Below are 19,751 nucleotides of genomic sequence, written 5' to 3' on the forward strand. Positions count from 1 at the left end.
ATACAATATATAGTCGTTTACATATGGTTTTATATGTGAAACATTTATACTTTTTTGAAAATTCTTTACATTATATAATGGTTCTTCGTAAGAATATTATTGTTAATTAGGTTATACTACTTAAACAATTGTATTGAATAACGTTTAGGTGACTGTAATGCTAAATAACACACCGATTATCTTAATTGATGGCTCTTCTTATCTTTATCGTGCTTTTTTTGCATGCCCTCCGTTAACCAATGCTAGAGGTGAACCAACAGGGGCTATTGTTGGTGTGATTAATATGATTCGCAGTTTGATTAATCAATATAATTCCTCTCATGTTGCTGTGGTATTTGATGCTAAAGGTGGCTCTTTCCGTAACGAAATTTATTCTGACTATAAAGCAACACGTGAAGCGATGCCTGAGAATCTTCGACCACAAATTGAACCAATTCACGCTATTTTAAAAGCAATGGGTTTACCACTGCTTTGTATTGATGGAGTGGAAGCCGATGACGTTATTGGTACACTAGCTAGACAAGCAGAAAAGGAAAATCTTGACGTATTGATTAGCACTGGTGATAAAGATATGGCTCAGTTAGTGAGTGACAAAATTATATTGATTAACACCATGAATGATACCGTCTTAGATCCGCAAGGCGTAATAGATAAATTTGGTGTGCCGCCTGGCAAGATTATTGATTATTTAGCGTTAAGGGGGGATGCGTCAGATAATATTCCCGGTATTGCTGGTGTGGGTGAAAAGACCGCACAAAGTTTGTTAGCCGAGTTTGATGGTTTAAAAGATATTTATAATCGGTTAGACGATATTGAAAAATTGACAATCAGAGGCGCTAAATCCTTAAAACAAAAACTGTTAGACAATCAAAAAGAAGCCGAGCTTTCTTATTTACTTGCGACGATAAAAACCGATGTTGAATTAGATTTTACTAGTGAACAACTATTATTGGGAGATATTGATGTTAAAGCACTCATTGAGCTGTTTAATTATCATGGCTTTCATCGTTGGCAAAAAGAGCTAATTTCAGGCACTTTTTTGAAACAGCAAAACAATACCCCTATTGATGATAGTTTGCTTTCATTTATGCAACAATCTACACCTGATTTACAAACAAACGATTATCAGTGCATATTAACCAATAAACAACTAGATGAATGGATTGCAACATTAACAAATTGCAAGCAATTTGCTTTTAACATTGAAAGTGATGGTATTGATCATGTACATGCTCAATTAGTAGGAATTTCATTGAGTGTTGAACCTAATCAAGCGGCTTATATTCCTATTTCTCATCAATATTTAGGTGCTCCAAACCAGTTGCCAATAAATGAGGTGTTGGATAAATTAAAACCAATATTTGAAAATCCAGAAATCAAAAAAGCCTCCCAAAATGCGAAGTTTAATTATAGCGTTCTGGCAAATTATGGTATAACCGTGCAAGGCATTGCGTTTGATACAATGATTGAATCTTATGTATTAAATAGCACTGAACGTTATGATATGGATAGTTTGGCAAACCGCTATTTAAACCACAAAACTATTACTTACGAAGAGCTAACTCCAGCTGAGAAAATACAACTCAATATTGATGCCATAGAAGTAGAAAAAGCCACACTATATGCCGCCGAAGATGTAGATATTACTTTACAATTGCACAATAAGTTATGGATAGATCTTGAAAAAGACCAAAAATTAAAAAATCTATTTACTGATATTGAAATGCCATTAGTTATTGTGATTGCCGAAATGGAAAGAACGGGGGTTTTGGTTGATACTAATTTATTGAATAAATACTCCGCTGAGTTGAACAAAAAATTAAAAGAACTGAAAGAAAAGTTACAATTTCTAGCTGGCGAAAAATTCAATCCTAGTTCGCCTAAACAGATTCGAGCTATTTTATTTGATAAACACCAACTACCGGTTTTAAAAAAGACACCAAAAGGCGATCCAGCAACCAGTGAAGATGTGTTGAGTGAACTGGCTAATCAATACGAATTACCGCGCATGATTTTAATGTATCGTAGTTTAGCTAAGTTAAAAAACACATATACAGATAAATTACCATTGATGGTGAGCCCTATCGATCATCGGATCCACACTAATTATAATCAAATCGGTACGGTAACAGGGCGATTATCGTCAAACGAACCAAATTTACAACATATTCCAGTGCGTACCGAAGAAGGGCGACGAATTAGACAAGCATTTATTGCACCAAAAGGTTATAAGATTATTGCTGCCGATTATTCTCAAATTGAATTACGTATTATGGCGCATTTATCACAAGATAAAAGTTTACTTAACGCTTTTGCCAACGACAAAGATATTCACCGTGTAACAGCAGGCGAAATTTTAGAAAAACCCGAATCTCAAGTAACGTCTGAAGAACGAAGGTGCGCTAAAGCGGTTAATTTTGGTTTAATCTATGGTATGAGTTCTTTTGGTTTATCTAAACAAATTAATATTAGCCGTAAAGAAGCCAAATTTTATATTGATCGTTATTTTGAACGTTATCCTAGTGTACAAACCTATATGGAGCAGACTCGCCAGCAGGCTGCTGAGAGTGGTTATGTTGAAACCTTATCGGGTCGACGTTTATATTTATCAAAAATTACTTCAACCAATGGTGTTGAGCGTCGAGGCGCGGAGCGGGCGGCAATTAACGCACCAATGCAAGGTACAGCGGCAGACATTATTAAAACCGCAATGATTAAAATGAATGAGTGGATTAAAAGTCAGCCTGTCGGCAATATTAGAATGTTAATGCAAGTTCACGATGAATTAGTATTTGAAGCTAAAGAGGAACTAATCGAGCAGTATTGTGCTGAAATTAAAAAAATTATGGAAAATTGCTATCAATTATCCGTGCCACTAAAAGTGGATATCGGTGTGGGTGAAAACTGGGATGAAGCGCATTAATCATTCTAAATCAGTGTGAAACAAAAGGATAAAATACTAACTGCCTAACATTAATGGAACTATTGCCGAAACCTTTCGGCATGTTAGAATAAGCAACTAAATTGAATTGATATCAACATGTTATTTTGCTTGTTGATTCTGGCAGAATTAAGGAAAAGGGCGCTAGCAGTCTTTTTGTTGTTTAAGCTCGTTTTACTGTTATTATTAGGATTATTTCATGAAAATCAAAACCCGTTTTGCACCTAGTCCAACAGGCTATTTACATGTAGGTGGTGCACGTACAGCGCTTTATTCTTGGCTTTATACTCGTCATGCAAAAGGTTCGTTCGTGTTACGTATTGAAGATACTGATCTTGAGCGTTCAACACCAGAAGCGATTGAAGCAATAATGGAGGGTATGAATTGGTTAAAATTATCATGGGATGAAGGTCCTTATTATCAAACTAAACGTTTTGATCGTTATAATCTCGTTATTGACGAAATGTTAGCTAAAGGTACCGCTTATCGTTGTTACTGTTCTAAAGAACGTCTTGAAAAATTGCGTGAAGAACAGATGGCGAAAGGTGAAAAGGCGCGTTACGATGGTCATTGTCGTTGTGATTCGGTGCAAAAAGAACATTCTCATGATGAGCCTCATGTTGTTCGTTTTGCTAATCCTATTGATGGTACTGTTATCTTTAATGATTTAATCCGTGGACCGATTGAGATTGCCAATAAAGAGCTTGATGATCTTATTATTCGTCGCACAGACGGTTCACCAACTTATAATTTCTGTGTGGTTGTTGATGATTGGGATATGGAAATTACCCATGTTATTCGTGGTGAAGATCACATCAATAATACGCCTCGTCAGATCAACATTCTCAAAGCGTTAGGTGCACCATTGCCTGAGTATGGGCACGTATCGATGATTTTAGGAGATGATGGACAAAAATTGTCTAAACGTCATGGCGCGGTAAGTGTAATGCAGTATCGTGATGACGGTTATTTACCTGAAGCATTACTTAACTATTTAGTTCGTTTGGGTTGGTCGCATGGCGATCAAGAAATTTTCTCAGTGCCAGAAATGATTAGCTACTTTTCATTAGATGCAGTGAGCAAATCAGCTAGTGCTTTTAATACCGAAAAACTACTTTGGTTAAATCACCACTATATTAATCATTTAGATGCAGATTATGTTGCTCAGCATTTAGTTTGGCATATGAACCAACAAGGCTATGATTTAGCTAATGGTCCCGATCTTATTACCATCATTAAGCTATTTGGCGAACGTTGTAAAACACTGAAAGAAATGGCTGAATCTTGTTCTTATTGTTATCAAGACTTTGCTGATTTTGATGCAGATGCAGCTAAAAAACACCTTCGCCCAGTGGCTAAACAGCCATTAGAGACTATTAAGGCTAAAATTGAAGCTATTGCTCAGTTTGACTGGCAAATTGATAAAATTCACCATGCTATTGAAGCGACGGCTACTGAGCTTGATATCGGTATGGGTAAAATTGGGATGCCACTACGCGTTGCTGTAACCGGTATCGGGCAATCCCCATCGGTTGATGCTACTGTTTTTGCCGTTGGTAAAAAGCGCACGCTTGCTAGAATCGATAAAGCTTTGGCATATATTACTCAGCGTGAGCAATCTCAAAATTAATCTATTTATTGCAGGGTAATGCCTGCAATTATTTTCGCCAAATCGAGAACTTCTATGGTTCGCTTAAAAAAACGCTATTGGATCTCACTTAGTATTTTATTTTTGATTGTACTGTTTTGCTTATATGGGTGGCACTATTGGCAGTCATTTAAGCAGAAACATGGAATTATGGTCGATTGGCATGGTGCTAGCCTTAGTTTTGAAGGGCTTACTTTTGATGAACTTACTGTTAGCAAGCAATCTCAAATCTCTATAACAGCTAAAAATCTGTTAATTTCGTGGTCATATTTATCTGCAAATAATTTGGATATCCACTGGCAAGTAAATCAATCTGAAACGGTCGTAGATTCTGTCGAAAATGTAGTTGATACTGCTACTGATAATCTTAATCAATCTGATTTTGATCTCTCTTTGATTTCAACTATTGTTTATTGGTTACCTAAGAATATTCATATAGATACACTACAATTTTATGAACAAGATAAAAAACAATTCGATTTAAAAGTCGATATCAGTAAACAGCAAGAAGCTATACAACTGGATGTATCAACCAATACCCAAGAGATCGCACAATTATCGGCTACTTTGTTTGTTAATCAAAAAGCTTCGCGTGTTGATATACAAAACGGTCTTTTAAAAACATCTTTAAATCAATTAGGTCTAGAAAATAGTAATTTAACATTGCCTTTTACTGGTTGGGTATCTGGCCATCAATTGGCATTAACGACTTCAGATAAAGCCTCAATTAGCTTAGAAAAAGCAAATCTTTCTGACGATTTATTTCTTGGATCGTCCTCTGGGCAATTGAATATTCAACTAGAATCAAAAATTCCATTTGATAATAATAAATTGTCTGTTATAGCAATGCTAACGGTTAATAAGCTCAATGGTATTTATAAAAGTAGTGAAATTAAATCGGTGACAGGTGATGTTAATATTATTATAAAAGATAACCAATTTACGGTTTCGACGCCCGCGTTAAATGTTCAAGAAGTAAATATGGGTATTGCCTTTGAAAAGCTAAAATTAGCGGGTAGTTATTCCGCTTCATTTAAATCACCTAGCAAAGGTATAGTTACTTGGAACAAGCTTGAAGCTAATGTTTTTTCAGGTTTAGTTTTTATTGAAGAAAATAAATTGAATTTAGCCAAATTACCCCAACAATTTAATTTAGGGTTAAAACAGATACAACTAAAAGATATTTTTGATAAATACCCTGCCGAAGGGCTTGCCGGTGCGGGCGTAATTGAGGGGGTTTTACCTATTACCTTATTAGAGGTAAAGAAAAGGGGCGAAACAGCATTAAACCTTGTCATTAAAAATGGTCGGTTAGCTACGATTAATGAAGGTTATCTACAGTTTGAAAATTCAACCTTGAAAAATTATGCACAAAGTAACCCAAATATGAAAATACTCACTGATATTATTAAAAATTTTCATTATACTAAGTTACAAGGTACAGTTGATTATGCTAATGACATTGCTAAACTAGGATTGAATATTCAAGGCAGCAATTTAGATGTCGAAAATGGCAAAGCCGTGAATCTAAATATCAATCTTGAAGAAAATATAACTAAATTGCTCATGAGTTTACAGTTGTCCGATCAAATTAGCGAGCCTATCCGTAAACGTATTGAAGATAATTTAAAAAAGGGATCTTCAAAATAAGGAGTTATTTTATGGTACGAAATGTTATTGTAATGATGGCACTAGCGGGAGTGTTAATTGGCTGTTCACCAACAGTTAAGGTTCAAGCTCCAAGCGAGCCAATTAATATCAATTTGAATGTTAAGATAGACCATGAAATTAATATTAAGGTTGATAAGGCGTTAGATAATATTATTAATAAATCTGGATTATATTAAACCAATAGGTTCTATTTTAATCGATGTATTTGATTGTGGACAAAAGGCGCCCCACATTCGAATTAATAAAATATGATGTATTTATTAAGGAGTTTGTTATGACTATCTATAAAAAAGTAATAATAACGTTATTATCAGCTGTTTTATCTTTTTCTGCATTTGCATTAAATTTAGAACAAGCGATGGATTCATTAGGTCAAGCTAAAGCACAAGGCATTGTTGGTGAACAGGCTGATGGTTATTTAGGCGTAGTGAAAAATGAAGGTAACGCTACTGAAATTGCACAACTCATTAATCAGGCTCGTAAACAACAGTATCAAAAAGTATCCGCTGAAAGTAATATCCCTTTAAGTGAAGTAGAAAAAAAAGCGGGTAGTAAAGCGCAAGAAAAGACCCCAGCAGGTCAATATATAAAGCAACAAGGTCAATGGGTAAAAAAATAATTATCGCTTTTTAGTAACAATAACAAAAGTATAATGACATTGTACTTTTATTGTGTATCAATAATGTGTATCCTGTTTGTTTAAATATCTGTTCATAGTGTTTTTATATTAAATAAAAAATGGTATGAAATCTTATCTAGTTAGTTTTTATTTGTAACAATATCGCTTATGCGATTTGAAATGGAGAAAATCAATGTGTTCGATTTTAGGTATTCTTGATATTAAATCAGATCCAGAACAACTACGAACAAAAGCATTAGAGCTATCATGCCTACAGCGTCATCGTGGTCCTGATTGGTCTGGTATTTTTGCTTCTGATAAAGCTATTCTTGCTCATGAACGTTTATCTATTGTGGATGTTAATACCGGATCTCAGCCGCTTTATAATAAAGATAAAACATTAGTTTTAGCAGTAAATGGCGAAATTTATAATCATCAAGAACTCCGAAATCAGTACAAAGATCGTTATGAATTTCAAACCGGTTCAGACTGTGAAGTGATTCTTGCTTTATATCAAGAAAAGGGTATTGACTGTCTTGACGAATTACAAGGCATGTTTGCGTTTATTCTTTATGATATCAATAAAGGCACTTATTTTATTGGCCGTGACCATATTGGTATTATTCCAATGTATACTGGTCGCGATGAAAATGGTACATTTTATGTTGCTTCTGAAATGAAAGCCTTAGTGCCTGTTTGTAAAACAATTGAGGCTTTCCCTCCAGGATGTTACTTATCTAGTACCGAAGGTGAAATCAAAACCTACTACAAACGTGACTGGATGGATTATGAAAATGTTAAGGATAATAAAACAGACATCAATGAACTTCGTGTTGCATTAGAAGAGTCAGTAAAAGGTCATTTAATGTCTGATGTACCTTATGGTGTGTTATTATCAGGTGGACTTGATTCTTCAGTCATTTCAGCAATCACTAAAAAATTCTCTGCTCGCCGCGTTGAGGATCACGAAAAATCAGAAGCATGGTGGCCGCAGTTGCACTCATTTGCTGTTGGTTTAAAAGGCGCACCCGATCTTAAAGCGGCGCAAGCTGTTGCGGATCATTTGGGCACTGTCCACCACGAAATTAACTTTACCATTCAAGAGGGTATTGATGCGATCCGTGATGTGATTTATTTCATAGAGACCTATGATGTCACTACTATTCGTGCGTCAACACCTATGTATTTAATGGCACGTAAAATCAAAGCTATGGGCATTAAAATGGTACTATCTGGTGAGGGTGCTGATGAAGTGTTTGGTGGTTATCTTTATTTCCACAAAGCACCAAATGCCAAAGAGTTCCATGAAGAAACCGTACGCAAATTAGCGGCACTGCATATGTATGATTGTGCTCGTGCTAATAAAGCGATGGCGGCATGGGGCGTTGAAGCTCGCGTTCCATTCCTTGATAAGAAATTCTTAGATGTTGCTATGCGCATTAATCCAAAAGATAAAATGTGTGGTAGTAATGGCAAAATGGAAAAACACATTGTCCGCGAAGCATTTGAATCTTACTTACCAGCATCGGTTGTTTGGCGTCAAAAAGAGCAATTCTCTGACGGTGTCGGTTATAGCTGGATTGATACATTAAAAGAGATTGCCGAAAGTAAAATTACTGATCAGCAATTAGAAAATGCAAAATTCCGCTTCCCGTACAATACGCCGACTTCAAAAGAAGCCTATATGTATCGTGAGATTTTTGATGAACTATTCCCACTTGAAAGTGCAGCGCATTGTGTGCCAGGTGGTCCAACAGTTGCTTGCTCAACCGCTAAAGCGATTGAATGGGATGAATCTTTCAAAAACCTAAATGATCCATCAGGCCGTGCAGCGGTAGGTGTGCATAATGATGCTTATAAAAAATAAAGGATTAGGCTCAAGATAATATTATCTCATTCAAATTTGTAAAAAGGGCTATATGCCCTTTTTTTATATTTAGTTAGAACATTCTGATTAATCTACTTTTTGTTAAATTCATTTTAACTAAACTATCATAGTTTAGTGACGATAAATCTCCCATTTTTCATTCAACGATAATTTAATCATTTATTAAAAACTTTTCATTATTTTAAAATTTAGTTCATTAATTTCATTGATTGGTATACGTTTTAAAAAAAATAACGCAATTTTCTATACTTCATGTCTTGGATTTTTTATGAGCATTTTTTATTAAATATGTGATCTAAATTCATTTTTTTGTAAATCTAATAAACTATACTTAATGTTACCAGTCACATAACGACAGGGTGGAAAGTAAACAATGTTTATTTTCCAATAAATATAATTGTAAGAGTGGTGATTTATTAACTAGGAGCATTGAGTGAAAAATTATAGAATTGCAATAATCAACTCAAGTAGTTTTGGAAAATATTTTCCAGATCATTTAAAACGACTAGAAAAAATAGGTGAAGTAAAACATTTTATTTTTGAAAATAGTATTTCTGGAAAAGAATTAGCTGATGCATTGCAAGGATTTAATATTGTAATTGCGAGTGTCAGACCATTTTTTGATAAAGAGTTTTTTGATAACAAAAAAGATCCTTTACTTTTACTTTCTCGCCATGGAATAGGGTTTAATAATGTTGATGTTATTGCCGCTAAAGAGCACGGTACGATCGTTACTATTGTTCCCCCTTTAGTTGAGCGAGATGCGGTTGCTGAAAATGCTGTAACCAATTTACTAGCATTAATTAGGCAAACAGTTCAATCTCAAGCAGCTGTTAAGTCAAATGAATGGAAAAAAAGAGCCTCTTTTTTAGGCATTAATGTTACGGGTAAAGTTGTTGGTGTTATTGGATGCGGTAATATTGGCAGTCGAGTAGCAGAAATATTTAAACACGGCTTTAATACTCGGTTACTTGTGGTTGATCCTAAAGTCAATAAAGAATGGGCAAATAAAAATAATATCGAAATTGTTGAATTAGATTATTTGCTTCAAAATTCCGACATCATCTCTTTAAATGCATCACTGAATGAAACAAGCTACCATATCTTAAAAGAGCCTCAATTTTCTTTAATGAAAAAAGGTGTCTATATTACGAATACTGCACGAGCTGAATTGATTGATGAAAGTGCATTATTAAACGCACTTGATAGTGGTATTGTTGAGGGACATGCAACTGACGTAATGTATGTTGAACCTTCATACAATGACCATCCTTTAGTTAAGCATCCTAAAGTACTTGTTACACCTCATACTTCCGCTTATGCCATTGAATGCCTGCAAGGTATGGGGGAAAAGTGTGTACAAGATGTAGAAAACTTTGTTAATAATTTAGAACTACAATCAGTTGTTTCTTAATAAATTGTTTTAAATTTTAATTAATAATAAAAAATATTAAGGAGTTTATATATGCAAGAAATGCATGTAACGTTTCTTCAAGCGGCGATTATTTCCATATGGGTTGCAATGGTTATGTCACGGGGATTAGGTGGCGCAACCTTAACGTTAAGGTTTACCCCAATGATGACAGGTTTAATTGTTGGTGTTGTTTTTAATGATATTCCAAATGCCATGATAACAACTGCAGCAATACAATTAATTTACATGGGCGTTTTTTCGCCAGGTGGTCAAATGCCATCAGAGCCTGCTATTGCAACTGCAGTTGCTGTTCCTGTTGCGTTGCTTGGAAATATGGAGCCAACCGCCGCGGTTGCAGTTGCTGTACCCGTTGGTTTATTAGGATCTTACTTGTATCAACTAAGATTTTTCTTTAACACTATGATTATGAAATTAACTGAAAGATATGCGCAAGAAGCAAATAGTTCAGGATTAACTTTTTCTATAATTATATTACCAATAATTTGTAGTTTTGCCTTGTTTGTTCCGTTTATGTTTGTTGCACTATATTTTGGAGCACCGATTATTGCTGATGTCATTAAATCCAATGCCGGAGGAGTGGTTTTCCATATTCTTAACGTTATTGGTGGTGGGCTTGCCGCAGTTGGTATTGCATTAACCATTTATGTTATTGGTAAAAAGAGCTACATCATTTTCTTCTTATTGGCTTATTTTATGGCAGTAATGGCCAAACCACTGAATATAACAATGGTAACTTATGCGATTGTGGGAGCTATTGTTGCCTTTATTTTCGTTCTTGCAAAAAGTGAAGCAGTAAATTCTGCGGCGGATCAGCCTAGAAATAATTCAAATAATAACAATCAAGATGATGACGATTATTAATCTACAGTGATTTGATGAATCAATTAGATAGAGGAATTTTATAATGACAGAAATAGTACAAGAAAGCATTGATCTAAAACCAGAAACTATTACTAAAAAGGATATAACTTTTGCTTGGTTACGATGGTATTATGCCAACGAAATCCCACACTCATTTGATCGTTATCTTGCGGCATCATTGATGTGGGGGTTAATGCCAATCCTTAAAAAATTATATAAATCAAAGAGCGAACTGGCAGCTGCTTACCAACGACATTTATTGTTTTTTAATACTCAAATAACTTGGGGTGGAGGAACAATTTCAGGAATTATGGCCTCACTTGAGTCAGTTCGAGCCGATGAGGTTTATCAAAACAAACCAATTAGTATTGATGATGATGTACTTTATAATACTAAAGCGGGTTTAATGGGAGCATTAGCCGGTATTGGTGATGCGATTGACTCGGGTACTATACAATATATTTTTATTGCAATTGCACTTCCTTGGGCACAAGAAGGATTAGCAATTGGTGCCTTGTTCCCTTTCTTTGCTTTTGTAATATATCAACTTTTTGTTGGATATTATTTTGCACAATTAGGATTTAAATTAGGTAGAAATGCTGCTACAGAAGTTGTGGGTAACAAAATGCAGATGCTTATAGAAGGCTTATCTATTTTAGGTCTGTTTATGATGGGGATTTTAGCCGCGAGCTATATTAAAGTCTCATCAAGTTTAAAATTTACTTTATCAGGTAAAGAGTTTGTTATACAAGATACATTGGATAAAATCTTACCAGGTGTGTTACCGCTTGTTGTTGTCATGGGGCTTTATTTTTATTTTTCTAAGAAAGGTTTAAAAGTCACCAGAGCATTAGTTGGGTTAACCATCATACTGGGTGTTTTAGCTGCAATTGGCATTTTATAAAATAGCGATATAAAAAATAGAGGTTATAAATTATGGGAAAAGTTGTTTTAGCTCGTGTAGATAGTCGTCTCATTCATGGTCAAGTTGCAACTAACGTTTCTAAAGCGGCTGGGGCTAATGCCTTATTCGTTGCCGATGACTATTCAGCAAATGATGAGTTCACAAAAAATATCATTTTAGGTGCCGGTGCTAGTACAGGCCATAAAATCAGAGTATTAAAAGAAGATGGCGCGGTAAGATATTGGAATGATCGCAAATATGATGATTTTAATGTTATCTTAATTACTAAAAATATTGAGGTAATGTATAAAATTATTAAAGCTGGGGTACCAATAACCAACCTTAATATTGGTGGATTACCGCTAGTGCCTGGTGCAACTTCAATAATCAAAGAAGTATCCATTAACAAAGAGCAACTTGATCTATTGATTGATTTACAAAAGAGTTTCCCTAATATGGATATCTATTTTCAAGCAACGCCTTCATTGAAAAAAGTAACACTAAATGAAGCAATTAAGATGTTTGAATAATCTAGGATGGTAAAAATGATAGGTGTCTTATTAATTAGCCATGGCAAAATGGCATCAGGAATGAAAGATAGTGTAACAATGATTGTTGGAGAACAAGACAAATTTGAAGCATTATCACTTAACCCAGGGCAAGATATTAATCAATTAAAAACAGATTTATTTAATTGTACCAAATCGTTAGATTCTGGCGATGGTGTTTTAGTTTTTGTCGATCTGTATGGGGCTTCACCTTATAACGCATCAATGCAATGTGTGCCACAATGGCATGATTTTGGCATGAATGTTCGCGTTATTACTGGTATGAGCTTGCCAATGGTAATTAATGCAGTATGCAATAGAGATTCGCTATCACTCCAAGAGTTGACAAAAGAGTGTATTGAATCAGGGCATGAAAACATTCAAGATGCTATTGCAAATATTATGCATTCCAACAAATCTGAAAGTGAAGACGATTATTAATTAGTTTAATTTAACTAATATTATTTATTAAGTTGATAGTTTTTAGTTTATACCTATCAACTTATTTTTTATCTTCATAGTTAATCGGATTGTATAAAGGTTTATTCACTATATTATTTTAAATTTAGATAGTTTATTAAAAATGGAAATACTTAAAGATCTTGTTCTACGATATTGCGTCATCTTTGGCAAACGGTTTTCTTCTAAAGAAAAGATTGCTTTTTTAAGAGTGATATCTAAAGAACTCAGTCAATTAGGCTATATAGTTGATGCAAAACTGGCTAAATTAAAATTAGCCACAAGACGGTATGAAAACTACTACAATGCTTATATTGGTGATTTAAATAAGGCCGAATTAATCATCTGCACTTATTATGATACGGCTATTAACTGTTTTAATCTTCAAAAAAACTATGCATTTACACCGCAATTTAATAAATTAAATTACTTTATCAGCATTGCGCCTATTGTTTTTTTATTTATTATATCGCTGATATTAAATTATTTTGTCTTTCTTCCAAATATTAGTACTCAAGGCTTTTTTAGTTTTTCTGGCATCAGCTCAATTATTTCAACCGTTTTGCTATTTTTTGTTGTATTTAAATTTAAAAGCGGCATTCCTAATCAAAAGAATTTTGTCTGTAATTCATCAAGTATTATTACTATTATTAACTTAATTAATCAACTCGACAAAAAAGACAAGAAAAAAATAGCCTTTGTTTTATATGATGGAGGCAACAGCGGCCAATACGGCTTAAAAATGCTGGAAAGTTACTCTAGCCAAATGAAGGACAAAAAATTTATTTTTATAGACAGTATTGGTAATGGCAATGATTTAATTTATCTAAAACCCGAAGGATCTAGTCTACAAATAGAAGGTAAGACTATTTATACAGGAAAAATGGAAACCCAATTACCCAATTACATCATGATCACATCTGGTAATATAGATAAAGAGGGTAAAATTGTTATTAATAATGCTCATTCATCAAAAGACAACTACTTATCTAACGAAATAATCGAAAAACATACCCAGTCGCTTCATGATGTATGCCGTTCATTAACAACTCGTTATGCCAATAACAATCAAAAATAGTATTTGAGTAGAGGGAAAGCGATCACATCTACCAACCGATTGGGTAGATGTGATAGAAAAATTAATGTGCAGCGCCTTTTGGTGCACCAATAGGTAAAATGGTACGACCGTATTGTTCATTAATCACTTCAGCCATTGCTAAATAAACAGCACTTGCTCCACAAATAATGCCTTCAAAACCGGCAATATGGATAATGCCATGGTTACCAGAAATATTACCAATGGCTAATAAAGCAAATAAAACCGTTAAACTAGCAAAAACAAATTGTAATGCGCGGTTACCTTTTAATGTACCAATAAACATAAAGCCAGTAAAAATTCCCCATAAAGCAAGGAAAATACCAACAAAGGTAGCATCAGATGGTGCTGTTGCTGGTGAAGTTGGTAAATACCAAATACCCACTAACGCAATCCAAAAGAAACCATAAGAAGTAAATGCCGTTGTACCAAACGTATTACCTTTTCGAAATTCTAAAATACCAGCAATGACTTGTGCAAGGCCGCCATAAAAAATACCCATTGAGACGATGACTGTCATAGCAGGGAAAAATCCAGCATTATGAATATTTAATAAAATTGTTGTCATACCAAATCCCATTAAGCCAAGAGGGCCAGGATTTGCAAGTTTTGTTTGTTCCATAAGGATCCTATAGGTTAAATTTGATGATTAAAAAAGAGCGGCAATGATAAGTGCAGAAAACGCGATAATCAAGATTTCAGAGAAAATTATTTTTTTACCCCCCTTGATATTAATAATAATGTTCCCATTTATGTGAAAACAAAAACATTTCTTTGTGAAATAAAGGCTTGAAAATTAATATTTAAGACCTATATACAAGAAATAAAATACAGATTTTGAGGAGAAAGACTATGGGTAAAATTATTGGTATTGATTTAGGTACAACAAATTCATGTGTTGCTGTCATGGACAATGGCCAAGCAAAAGTATTAGAAAATGCAGAAGGCGATCGCACAACCCCTTCCATTATTGCTTATACTCAAGATGGTGAAATCTTAGTTGGTCAACCAGCAAAACGTCAAGCAGTAACCAATCCACAAAATACATTATTTGCCATTAAACGTTTAATTGGTCGTCGTTTTGAAGATGCCGAAGTACAACGTGACGTTAGCATCATGCCATATAAAATTGTAAAAGCCGATAATGGTGATGCATGGGTTGATGTTAAAGGTCAAAAAATTGCGCCACCACAAATTTCTGCCGAAGTATTAAAGAAAATGAAAAAAACAGCAGAAGATTATCTTGGCGAAGCAGTGACTGAAGCGGTAATTACTGTTCCTGCTTATTTTAACGACGCACAACGTCAAGCAACCAAAGATGCTGGTCGTATTGCTGGACTTGATGTAAAACGTATCATCAACGAACCAACAGCTGCAGCCCTTGCTTATGGTTTAGATAAAGATGTAGGTAACCGTACTATTGCTGTTTATGACCTTGGTGGTGGTACATTTGATATTTCTATTATCGAAATCGACGACGTTGATGGCGAAAAAACCTTTGAAGTACTAGCAACAAATGGTGATACTCACTTAGGTGGTGAAGATTTTGACTCACGCTTAATCAACTATTTAGTTGACGAATTTAAACGTGAACAAAACTTCGATCTAAAAAATGATCCGCTAGCAATGCAACGTTTAAAAGAAGCAGCAGAAAAAGCAAAAATTGAATTATCATCAGCACAACAAACTGATATTAATTTACCGTATATCACTGCTGATGCAAGTGGTCCAAAACATTTAAATATTAAAGTAACACGCGCTAAACTTGAGTCTTTAGTTGAAGATTTAGTTAAACGTTCAATGGATCCTGTAAAAACAGCATTACAAGATGCAGGTCTTTCTGTTTCTGACATTAAAGACGTTATTCTTGTTGGTGGTCAAACACGTATGCCAATGGTTCAAAAAGCGGTTGCTGACTTCTTTGGTAAAGAACCACGCAAAGATGTAAACCCTGACGAAGCGGTTGCTGTTGGTGCGGCTGTTCAAGGTGGTGTACTTGGTGGTGATGTTAAAGATGTGTTATTACTTGATGTTACGCCATTGTCTTTAGGTATTGAGACTATGGGTGGTGTAATGACCGCTTTAATTGAAAAGAACACAACTATTCCAACTAAACATAGTCAAGTGTTCTCAACTGCTGAAGATAATCAATCAGCTGTAACCATTCATGTGTTACAAGGTGAACGTAAACGTGCGGGCGATAACAAATCATTAGGTCAATTCAATCTAGATGGTATTCAACCTGCACCTCGCGGTATGCCACAAATTGAAGTTACTTTTGATATTGATGCTGACGGTATTTTGCATGTATCTGCAAAAGACAAAAATACTGGACGTGAACAAAAAATTACGATTAAAGCCTCTTCAGGATTAAGTGAAGAAGAAATTCAAAAAATGGTAAACGACGCAGAAGCGAATGCTGATGCAGACCGTAAATTTGAAGAGCTAGCTCAAACTCGTAACCAAGCCGATCATCTTGTTCACACAACACGTAAACAAGTGACTGAAGCCGGTGATCAGTTATCAGCTGATGATAAAAAAGCAATTGAAGATGCAGTCAGTGCTTTAGAAGTTGCCGCTCGTGGCGAAGATAAAGCAGAAATTGAAGCTAAAATTAATGCATTAATGGAAGCATCTAAAAAATTGCTTGAATTAGCACAACAACAAGCCCAAGCAGCTCAAGGTGCCGGTCAAGCAAATAGTGGAAACACTAATGCGCAAGATGATGTTGTTGATGCAGACTTCAAAGAAGTTGATGATGATAAAAAATAAACATTAACTACAATGTTTTTTAATGAGTTATTTCAACAAGTTTTAAGCATATAACAAGTTAAACGGGCAAGAGGTAACTCAAGCCCGTTTAGTTGTTTATACAATCATAAAAAAATAAAGGTTAATTATGGCGAAGAAAGATTATTATGAAACATTGGGCGTTAGTAAAAGTGCCAGTGAAAGTGAGATAAAAAAAGCCTATAAACGCCTAGCGATGAAATATCATCCTGATAAAAATCAAGATAACAAAGCCGAAGCCGAAGCAAAGTTCAAAGAAGTGAAAGAAGCTTACGAAATCCTAACTGATCCGCAAAAAAAAGCGGCTTATGATCAATATGGACATGCTGCTTTTGAACAAGGACAAGGTGGATCGGGTGGATTCGGCGGATTTGGTGGCTTTGGCGGTGGTGCGTTCGACGATATATTCAGCGATTTCTTTGGTGGTGGTCGTGGGCGCAGTCAAACCGCATCTCGCGGCAATGACTTACAATACAATATCACTCTAACATTAGAAGAAGCAGCAGCAGGTGTTAGTAAAGAAATTAAAGTACCAACTTGGGTAAGTTGCGATACTTGCCATGGGCAAGGCACCGAAAAATCCTCTGATGTGGTCACGTGTAATACCTGTCATGGTGCAGGTGTTGTACAAATGCGACAAGGATTTTTTGCCGTGCAACAAGAGTGTCCAACTTGTCATGGACGGGGTAAAGTGGTTAAAAACCCATGTAAAAAATGTCATGGTGAAGGTCGCGTTGAAAAAACGAAAACATTGTCTGTTACTATTCCAGCCGGTGTTGATACAGGCAACCGTATTCGACTATCTGGTGAGGGCGAAGCAGGTTTAAATGGTGCACCAGCAGGTGATTTATATGTTCAAATGCAAATTAAACCACATGCTATTTTTGAGCGAGACGGCACCAATCTGCATTGCGAAATTCCAATTAATATTGCCTTGGCATCACTCGGTGGCGAAGTTGAAGTACCAACCCTTAATGGCAAGGTCAGCTTAACGATTCCGGCTGAAACACAGACTGGTAAAATGTTCCGACTACGAGGCAAAGGCGTCAAATCATTACGCGGTAGTGCGGTAGGTGATCTTTACTGCCATGTTGTGGTTGAAACACCCGTTAACCTAACGAGCAAACAAAAAGAGCTGCTTAAAGAATTAGGTGAAAGCTTTAAAGCCGATAAAAACTCTAAACACAGCCCCAAAGAAAAAAGCTTCTTTGACAAAGTGAAAAAGTTTTTTGGTTAATTTGATATAGCAAAAGCACGATTGAACAGTAAAATAACTTGTTCAATCGTGTGTTAGCCAACATTCAGACCTCTACACCCATCCCTATTTATTCACAAAAACAAAAACTTTTAGCCAAATTAACTGTTTATGTAACTATTTCGTTTTTTACTACGATCCTGTTTTTTGCTTACGATATTTTTCGGTCAAAATTTCAACAGAAAACTTACCGTTATTTTCTCGGGATAGATTTAAAGAGTATGGTTTGTAGCTCCATATTTTATCCCCTACTATGTTTTTATATTCTTCTTTACCATATTTTTGGGTTAATTCTTTATAAACTTTCTGCTCTATTTCTGCTGTGTATGTCATTTTTTTATAAACATTGAACACAACCAATTGGGTAGGGTTACGCTCTAAGTCATCTTCAAGTCTAATGGTTAATTTTTCGTCTTGATTGTTGGCATTTAAAGTTATTTCATAGCTTTTGATTGTGCCTTCGGTTATCGATTTTTCGCCTATTTTTGATGGCGGTAATCGCATGTTCTTTTCACTAACCTTTATGTCCTTTTCAGAAAGGTGATATTGGTTTTTGAGTAATTCAACCAGTTCCGGTTCGGTTATTCCAAGTTTAACCCCTGCAAGCTCAAGATTTTCCGCCTGCTCTTTTGTTAAACCATCAGCCCAACAAGTTGGGATACAAAATAACAAAGTGAATAATAAAAAGTACTTTTTTAACATTGTTTAGCTCCTAGTTGTGTTATAGTCCATTGCTCCGAATAGATACATAGAATTTACCCTCAGTTTTTGGGGATAAGCCTAAATGGTATGCGTTGTAACGCCAGACTTTTATTCCGAAAAAGTTTGTTGTTTCTTCCTTACCATATTTTTCAGTTAACTCCTTATAAACCTTCTGCGCACTTTCTACTGTATATGGCATGGTATGATAAATACTATAAACCACCATTTTTTGTGGAGGATTATGCGTGATATCGTCTTTAAGTTGAATTGTTAACGTTTCTTCTGGATGGTTGGTATTTAAAACGACTTCATAGATCTTAATTGTGCAAGTAGTTATGCTTTTTCCATCTATTTTGGTTGGCGGTAATGCCATTTGCTGCTCACTAACAGTAAAGTCATTTTCAGAAAGGTGATATTGGTTTTTGAGTAATTCAACCAGTTCCGGTTCGGTTATTCCAAGCTTAACCCCTGCAAGCTCAAGATTTTCCGCCTGCTCTTTTGTTAAACCATCAGCCCAACAAGTTGGGATACAAAATAACAAAGCGAATAATAAAAAGTAACTTTTTAGCATTGTTTCTTTCCAATTTGTATATTAATTCCTTAAGTTATTATTTTATTATAATAAAATAATAACTTAAGCACCAGTAAACAATAAAAAGCAGCCATAGTGAAAAAAAACAGCAAAATAAATCTACCAATCAGACTGATTATTTAGCTATCTACACACTAAACACTGCACTCAATTTATTCTATTCACCAAAACAAAAAAGGCCTGATTTTCCGTCCAAAAATCGGTCAGGAAAGGTATTGATTTTATTCAAGTTTTTATTTATTGGTTTTTAGCTAAAAAACACCACCCAAAACTATTCCCCAAAGCATACAAGCATAAGCTGACTCATCCTTTAACAAAACTTTACAAATTTTTAACAAAAAA

General features: G+C 35.0%; 17 protein-coding genes. 14 read left to right on the forward strand and 3 right to left on the reverse strand.

Features of this window, described 5'->3' with window-relative positions; all coding sequences use genetic code 11:
* Nucleotides 1-157 precede the first annotated feature (157 nt).
* From polA to GA0061081_RS07785, 12 genes are all read left to right on the forward strand, one after another.
* On the forward strand, nt 158-2,923 hold the full coding sequence (polA, locus tag GA0061081_RS07730) for a DNA polymerase I (protein WP_091349346.1): 2,766 nt from the start codon (nt 158-160) through the stop codon (nt 2,921-2,923).
* A gap of 217 nt (nt 2,924-3,140) precedes the next feature.
* A complete protein-coding gene (gene gltX, locus GA0061081_RS07735) occupies nt 3,141-4,571 on the forward strand; it encodes a glutamate--tRNA ligase (RefSeq protein ID WP_091349348.1) in 1,431 nt (476 codons plus the stop codon).
* Nucleotides 4,572-4,625: 54 nt separating this feature from the next.
* A complete protein-coding gene (locus tag GA0061081_RS07740) occupies nt 4,626-6,239 on the forward strand; it encodes an intermembrane phospholipid transport protein YdbH family protein (protein WP_167349329.1) in 1,614 nt (537 codons plus the stop codon).
* 11 nt (nt 6,240-6,250) lie between these two features.
* Nucleotides 6,251-6,436 (forward strand): YnbE family lipoprotein, encoded by a 186-nt coding sequence (locus GA0061081_RS07745; protein WP_091349352.1) that lies wholly within the window; start codon nt 6,251-6,253, stop codon nt 6,434-6,436.
* 98 nt (nt 6,437-6,534) lie between these two features.
* Nucleotides 6,535-6,879 (forward strand): YdbL family probable chaperone protein, encoded by a 345-nt coding sequence (locus tag GA0061081_RS07750; protein WP_091349354.1) that lies wholly within the window; start codon nt 6,535-6,537, stop codon nt 6,877-6,879.
* 193 nt (nt 6,880-7,072) lie between these two features.
* Nucleotides 7,073-8,746 carry an asparagine synthase B gene (gene asnB, locus GA0061081_RS07755; RefSeq protein WP_091349356.1) on the forward strand — a complete coding sequence of 558 codons (1,674 nt, stop codon included), beginning with the start codon at nt 7,073-7,075 and terminating at the stop codon, nt 8,744-8,746.
* Nucleotides 8,747-9,200: 454 nt separating this feature from the next.
* On the forward strand, nt 9,201-10,181 hold the full coding sequence (locus GA0061081_RS07760; protein ID WP_091349358.1) for a D-isomer specific 2-hydroxyacid dehydrogenase family protein: 981 nt from the start codon (nt 9,201-9,203) through the stop codon (nt 10,179-10,181).
* Nucleotides 10,182-10,241: 60 nt separating this feature from the next.
* Nucleotides 10,242-11,063, forward strand: a complete 822-nt coding sequence (locus GA0061081_RS07765) for a PTS mannose/fructose/sorbose/N-acetylgalactosamine transporter subunit IIC (RefSeq protein WP_091349396.1) — start codon at nt 10,242-10,244, stop codon at nt 11,061-11,063.
* A 43-nt stretch (nt 11,064-11,106) separates the two neighbouring features.
* The gene (locus tag GA0061081_RS07770) at nt 11,107-11,967 is read left to right on the forward strand and encodes a PTS system mannose/fructose/sorbose family transporter subunit IID (protein ID WP_091349361.1); all 861 of its coding nucleotides are present in this window, start codon (nt 11,107-11,109) and stop codon (nt 11,965-11,967) included.
* A gap of 32 nt (nt 11,968-11,999) precedes the next feature.
* Nucleotides 12,000-12,497, forward strand: a complete 498-nt coding sequence (locus GA0061081_RS07775; RefSeq protein ID WP_091349363.1) for a PTS sugar transporter subunit IIB — start codon at nt 12,000-12,002, stop codon at nt 12,495-12,497.
* Between the two features lie 15 nt (nt 12,498-12,512).
* Nucleotides 12,513-12,956, forward strand: a complete 444-nt coding sequence (locus tag GA0061081_RS07780) for a PTS sugar transporter subunit IIA (RefSeq protein WP_167349330.1) — start codon at nt 12,513-12,515, stop codon at nt 12,954-12,956.
* A gap of 142 nt (nt 12,957-13,098) precedes the next feature.
* On the forward strand, nt 13,099-14,052 hold the full coding sequence (locus GA0061081_RS07785) for a hypothetical protein (protein WP_091349368.1): 954 nt from the start codon (nt 13,099-13,101) through the stop codon (nt 14,050-14,052).
* A gap of 61 nt (nt 14,053-14,113) precedes the next feature.
* On the opposite strand, the gene satP is transcribed toward GA0061081_RS07785, so the two are convergent.
* Nucleotides 14,114-14,692 (reverse strand): acetate uptake transporter, encoded by a 579-nt coding sequence (gene satP / locus GA0061081_RS07790; protein ID WP_091349371.1) that lies wholly within the window; start codon nt 14,690-14,692, stop codon nt 14,114-14,116.
* A gap of 230 nt (nt 14,693-14,922) precedes the next feature.
* Between satP and dnaK the strand changes: the two genes are divergently transcribed.
* Nucleotides 14,923-16,842 (forward strand): molecular chaperone DnaK, encoded by a 1,920-nt coding sequence (gene dnaK / locus GA0061081_RS07795; protein ID WP_091349374.1) that lies wholly within the window; start codon nt 14,923-14,925, stop codon nt 16,840-16,842.
* A 127-nt stretch (nt 16,843-16,969) separates the two neighbouring features.
* Nucleotides 16,970-18,097: a molecular chaperone DnaJ gene (gene dnaJ / locus GA0061081_RS07800; protein WP_091349377.1), complete on the forward strand. Its 1,128-nt coding sequence runs from the start codon at nt 16,970-16,972 to the stop codon at nt 18,095-18,097.
* A gap of 150 nt (nt 18,098-18,247) precedes the next feature.
* Here the strand turns inward: dnaJ and GA0061081_RS07805 are convergent, their stop codons facing one another.
* Nucleotides 18,248-18,817, reverse strand: coding sequence for a hypothetical protein (locus tag GA0061081_RS07805; RefSeq protein ID WP_091349379.1), 570 nt, complete (start codon nt 18,815-18,817; stop codon nt 18,248-18,250).
* Nucleotides 18,818-18,836: 19 nt separating this feature from the next.
* Entirely contained in the window at nt 18,837-19,388 is a 552-nt protein-coding gene (locus GA0061081_RS07810) for a hypothetical protein (RefSeq protein ID WP_091349381.1), read from the reverse strand.
* Nucleotides 19,389-19,751: the final 363 nt, after the last annotated feature.

This window comes from Gilliamella bombicola, from assembly GCF_900094945.1.
Classification (GTDB): Bacteria; Pseudomonadota; Gammaproteobacteria; order Enterobacterales; family Orbaceae; genus Gilliamella; species Gilliamella bombicola.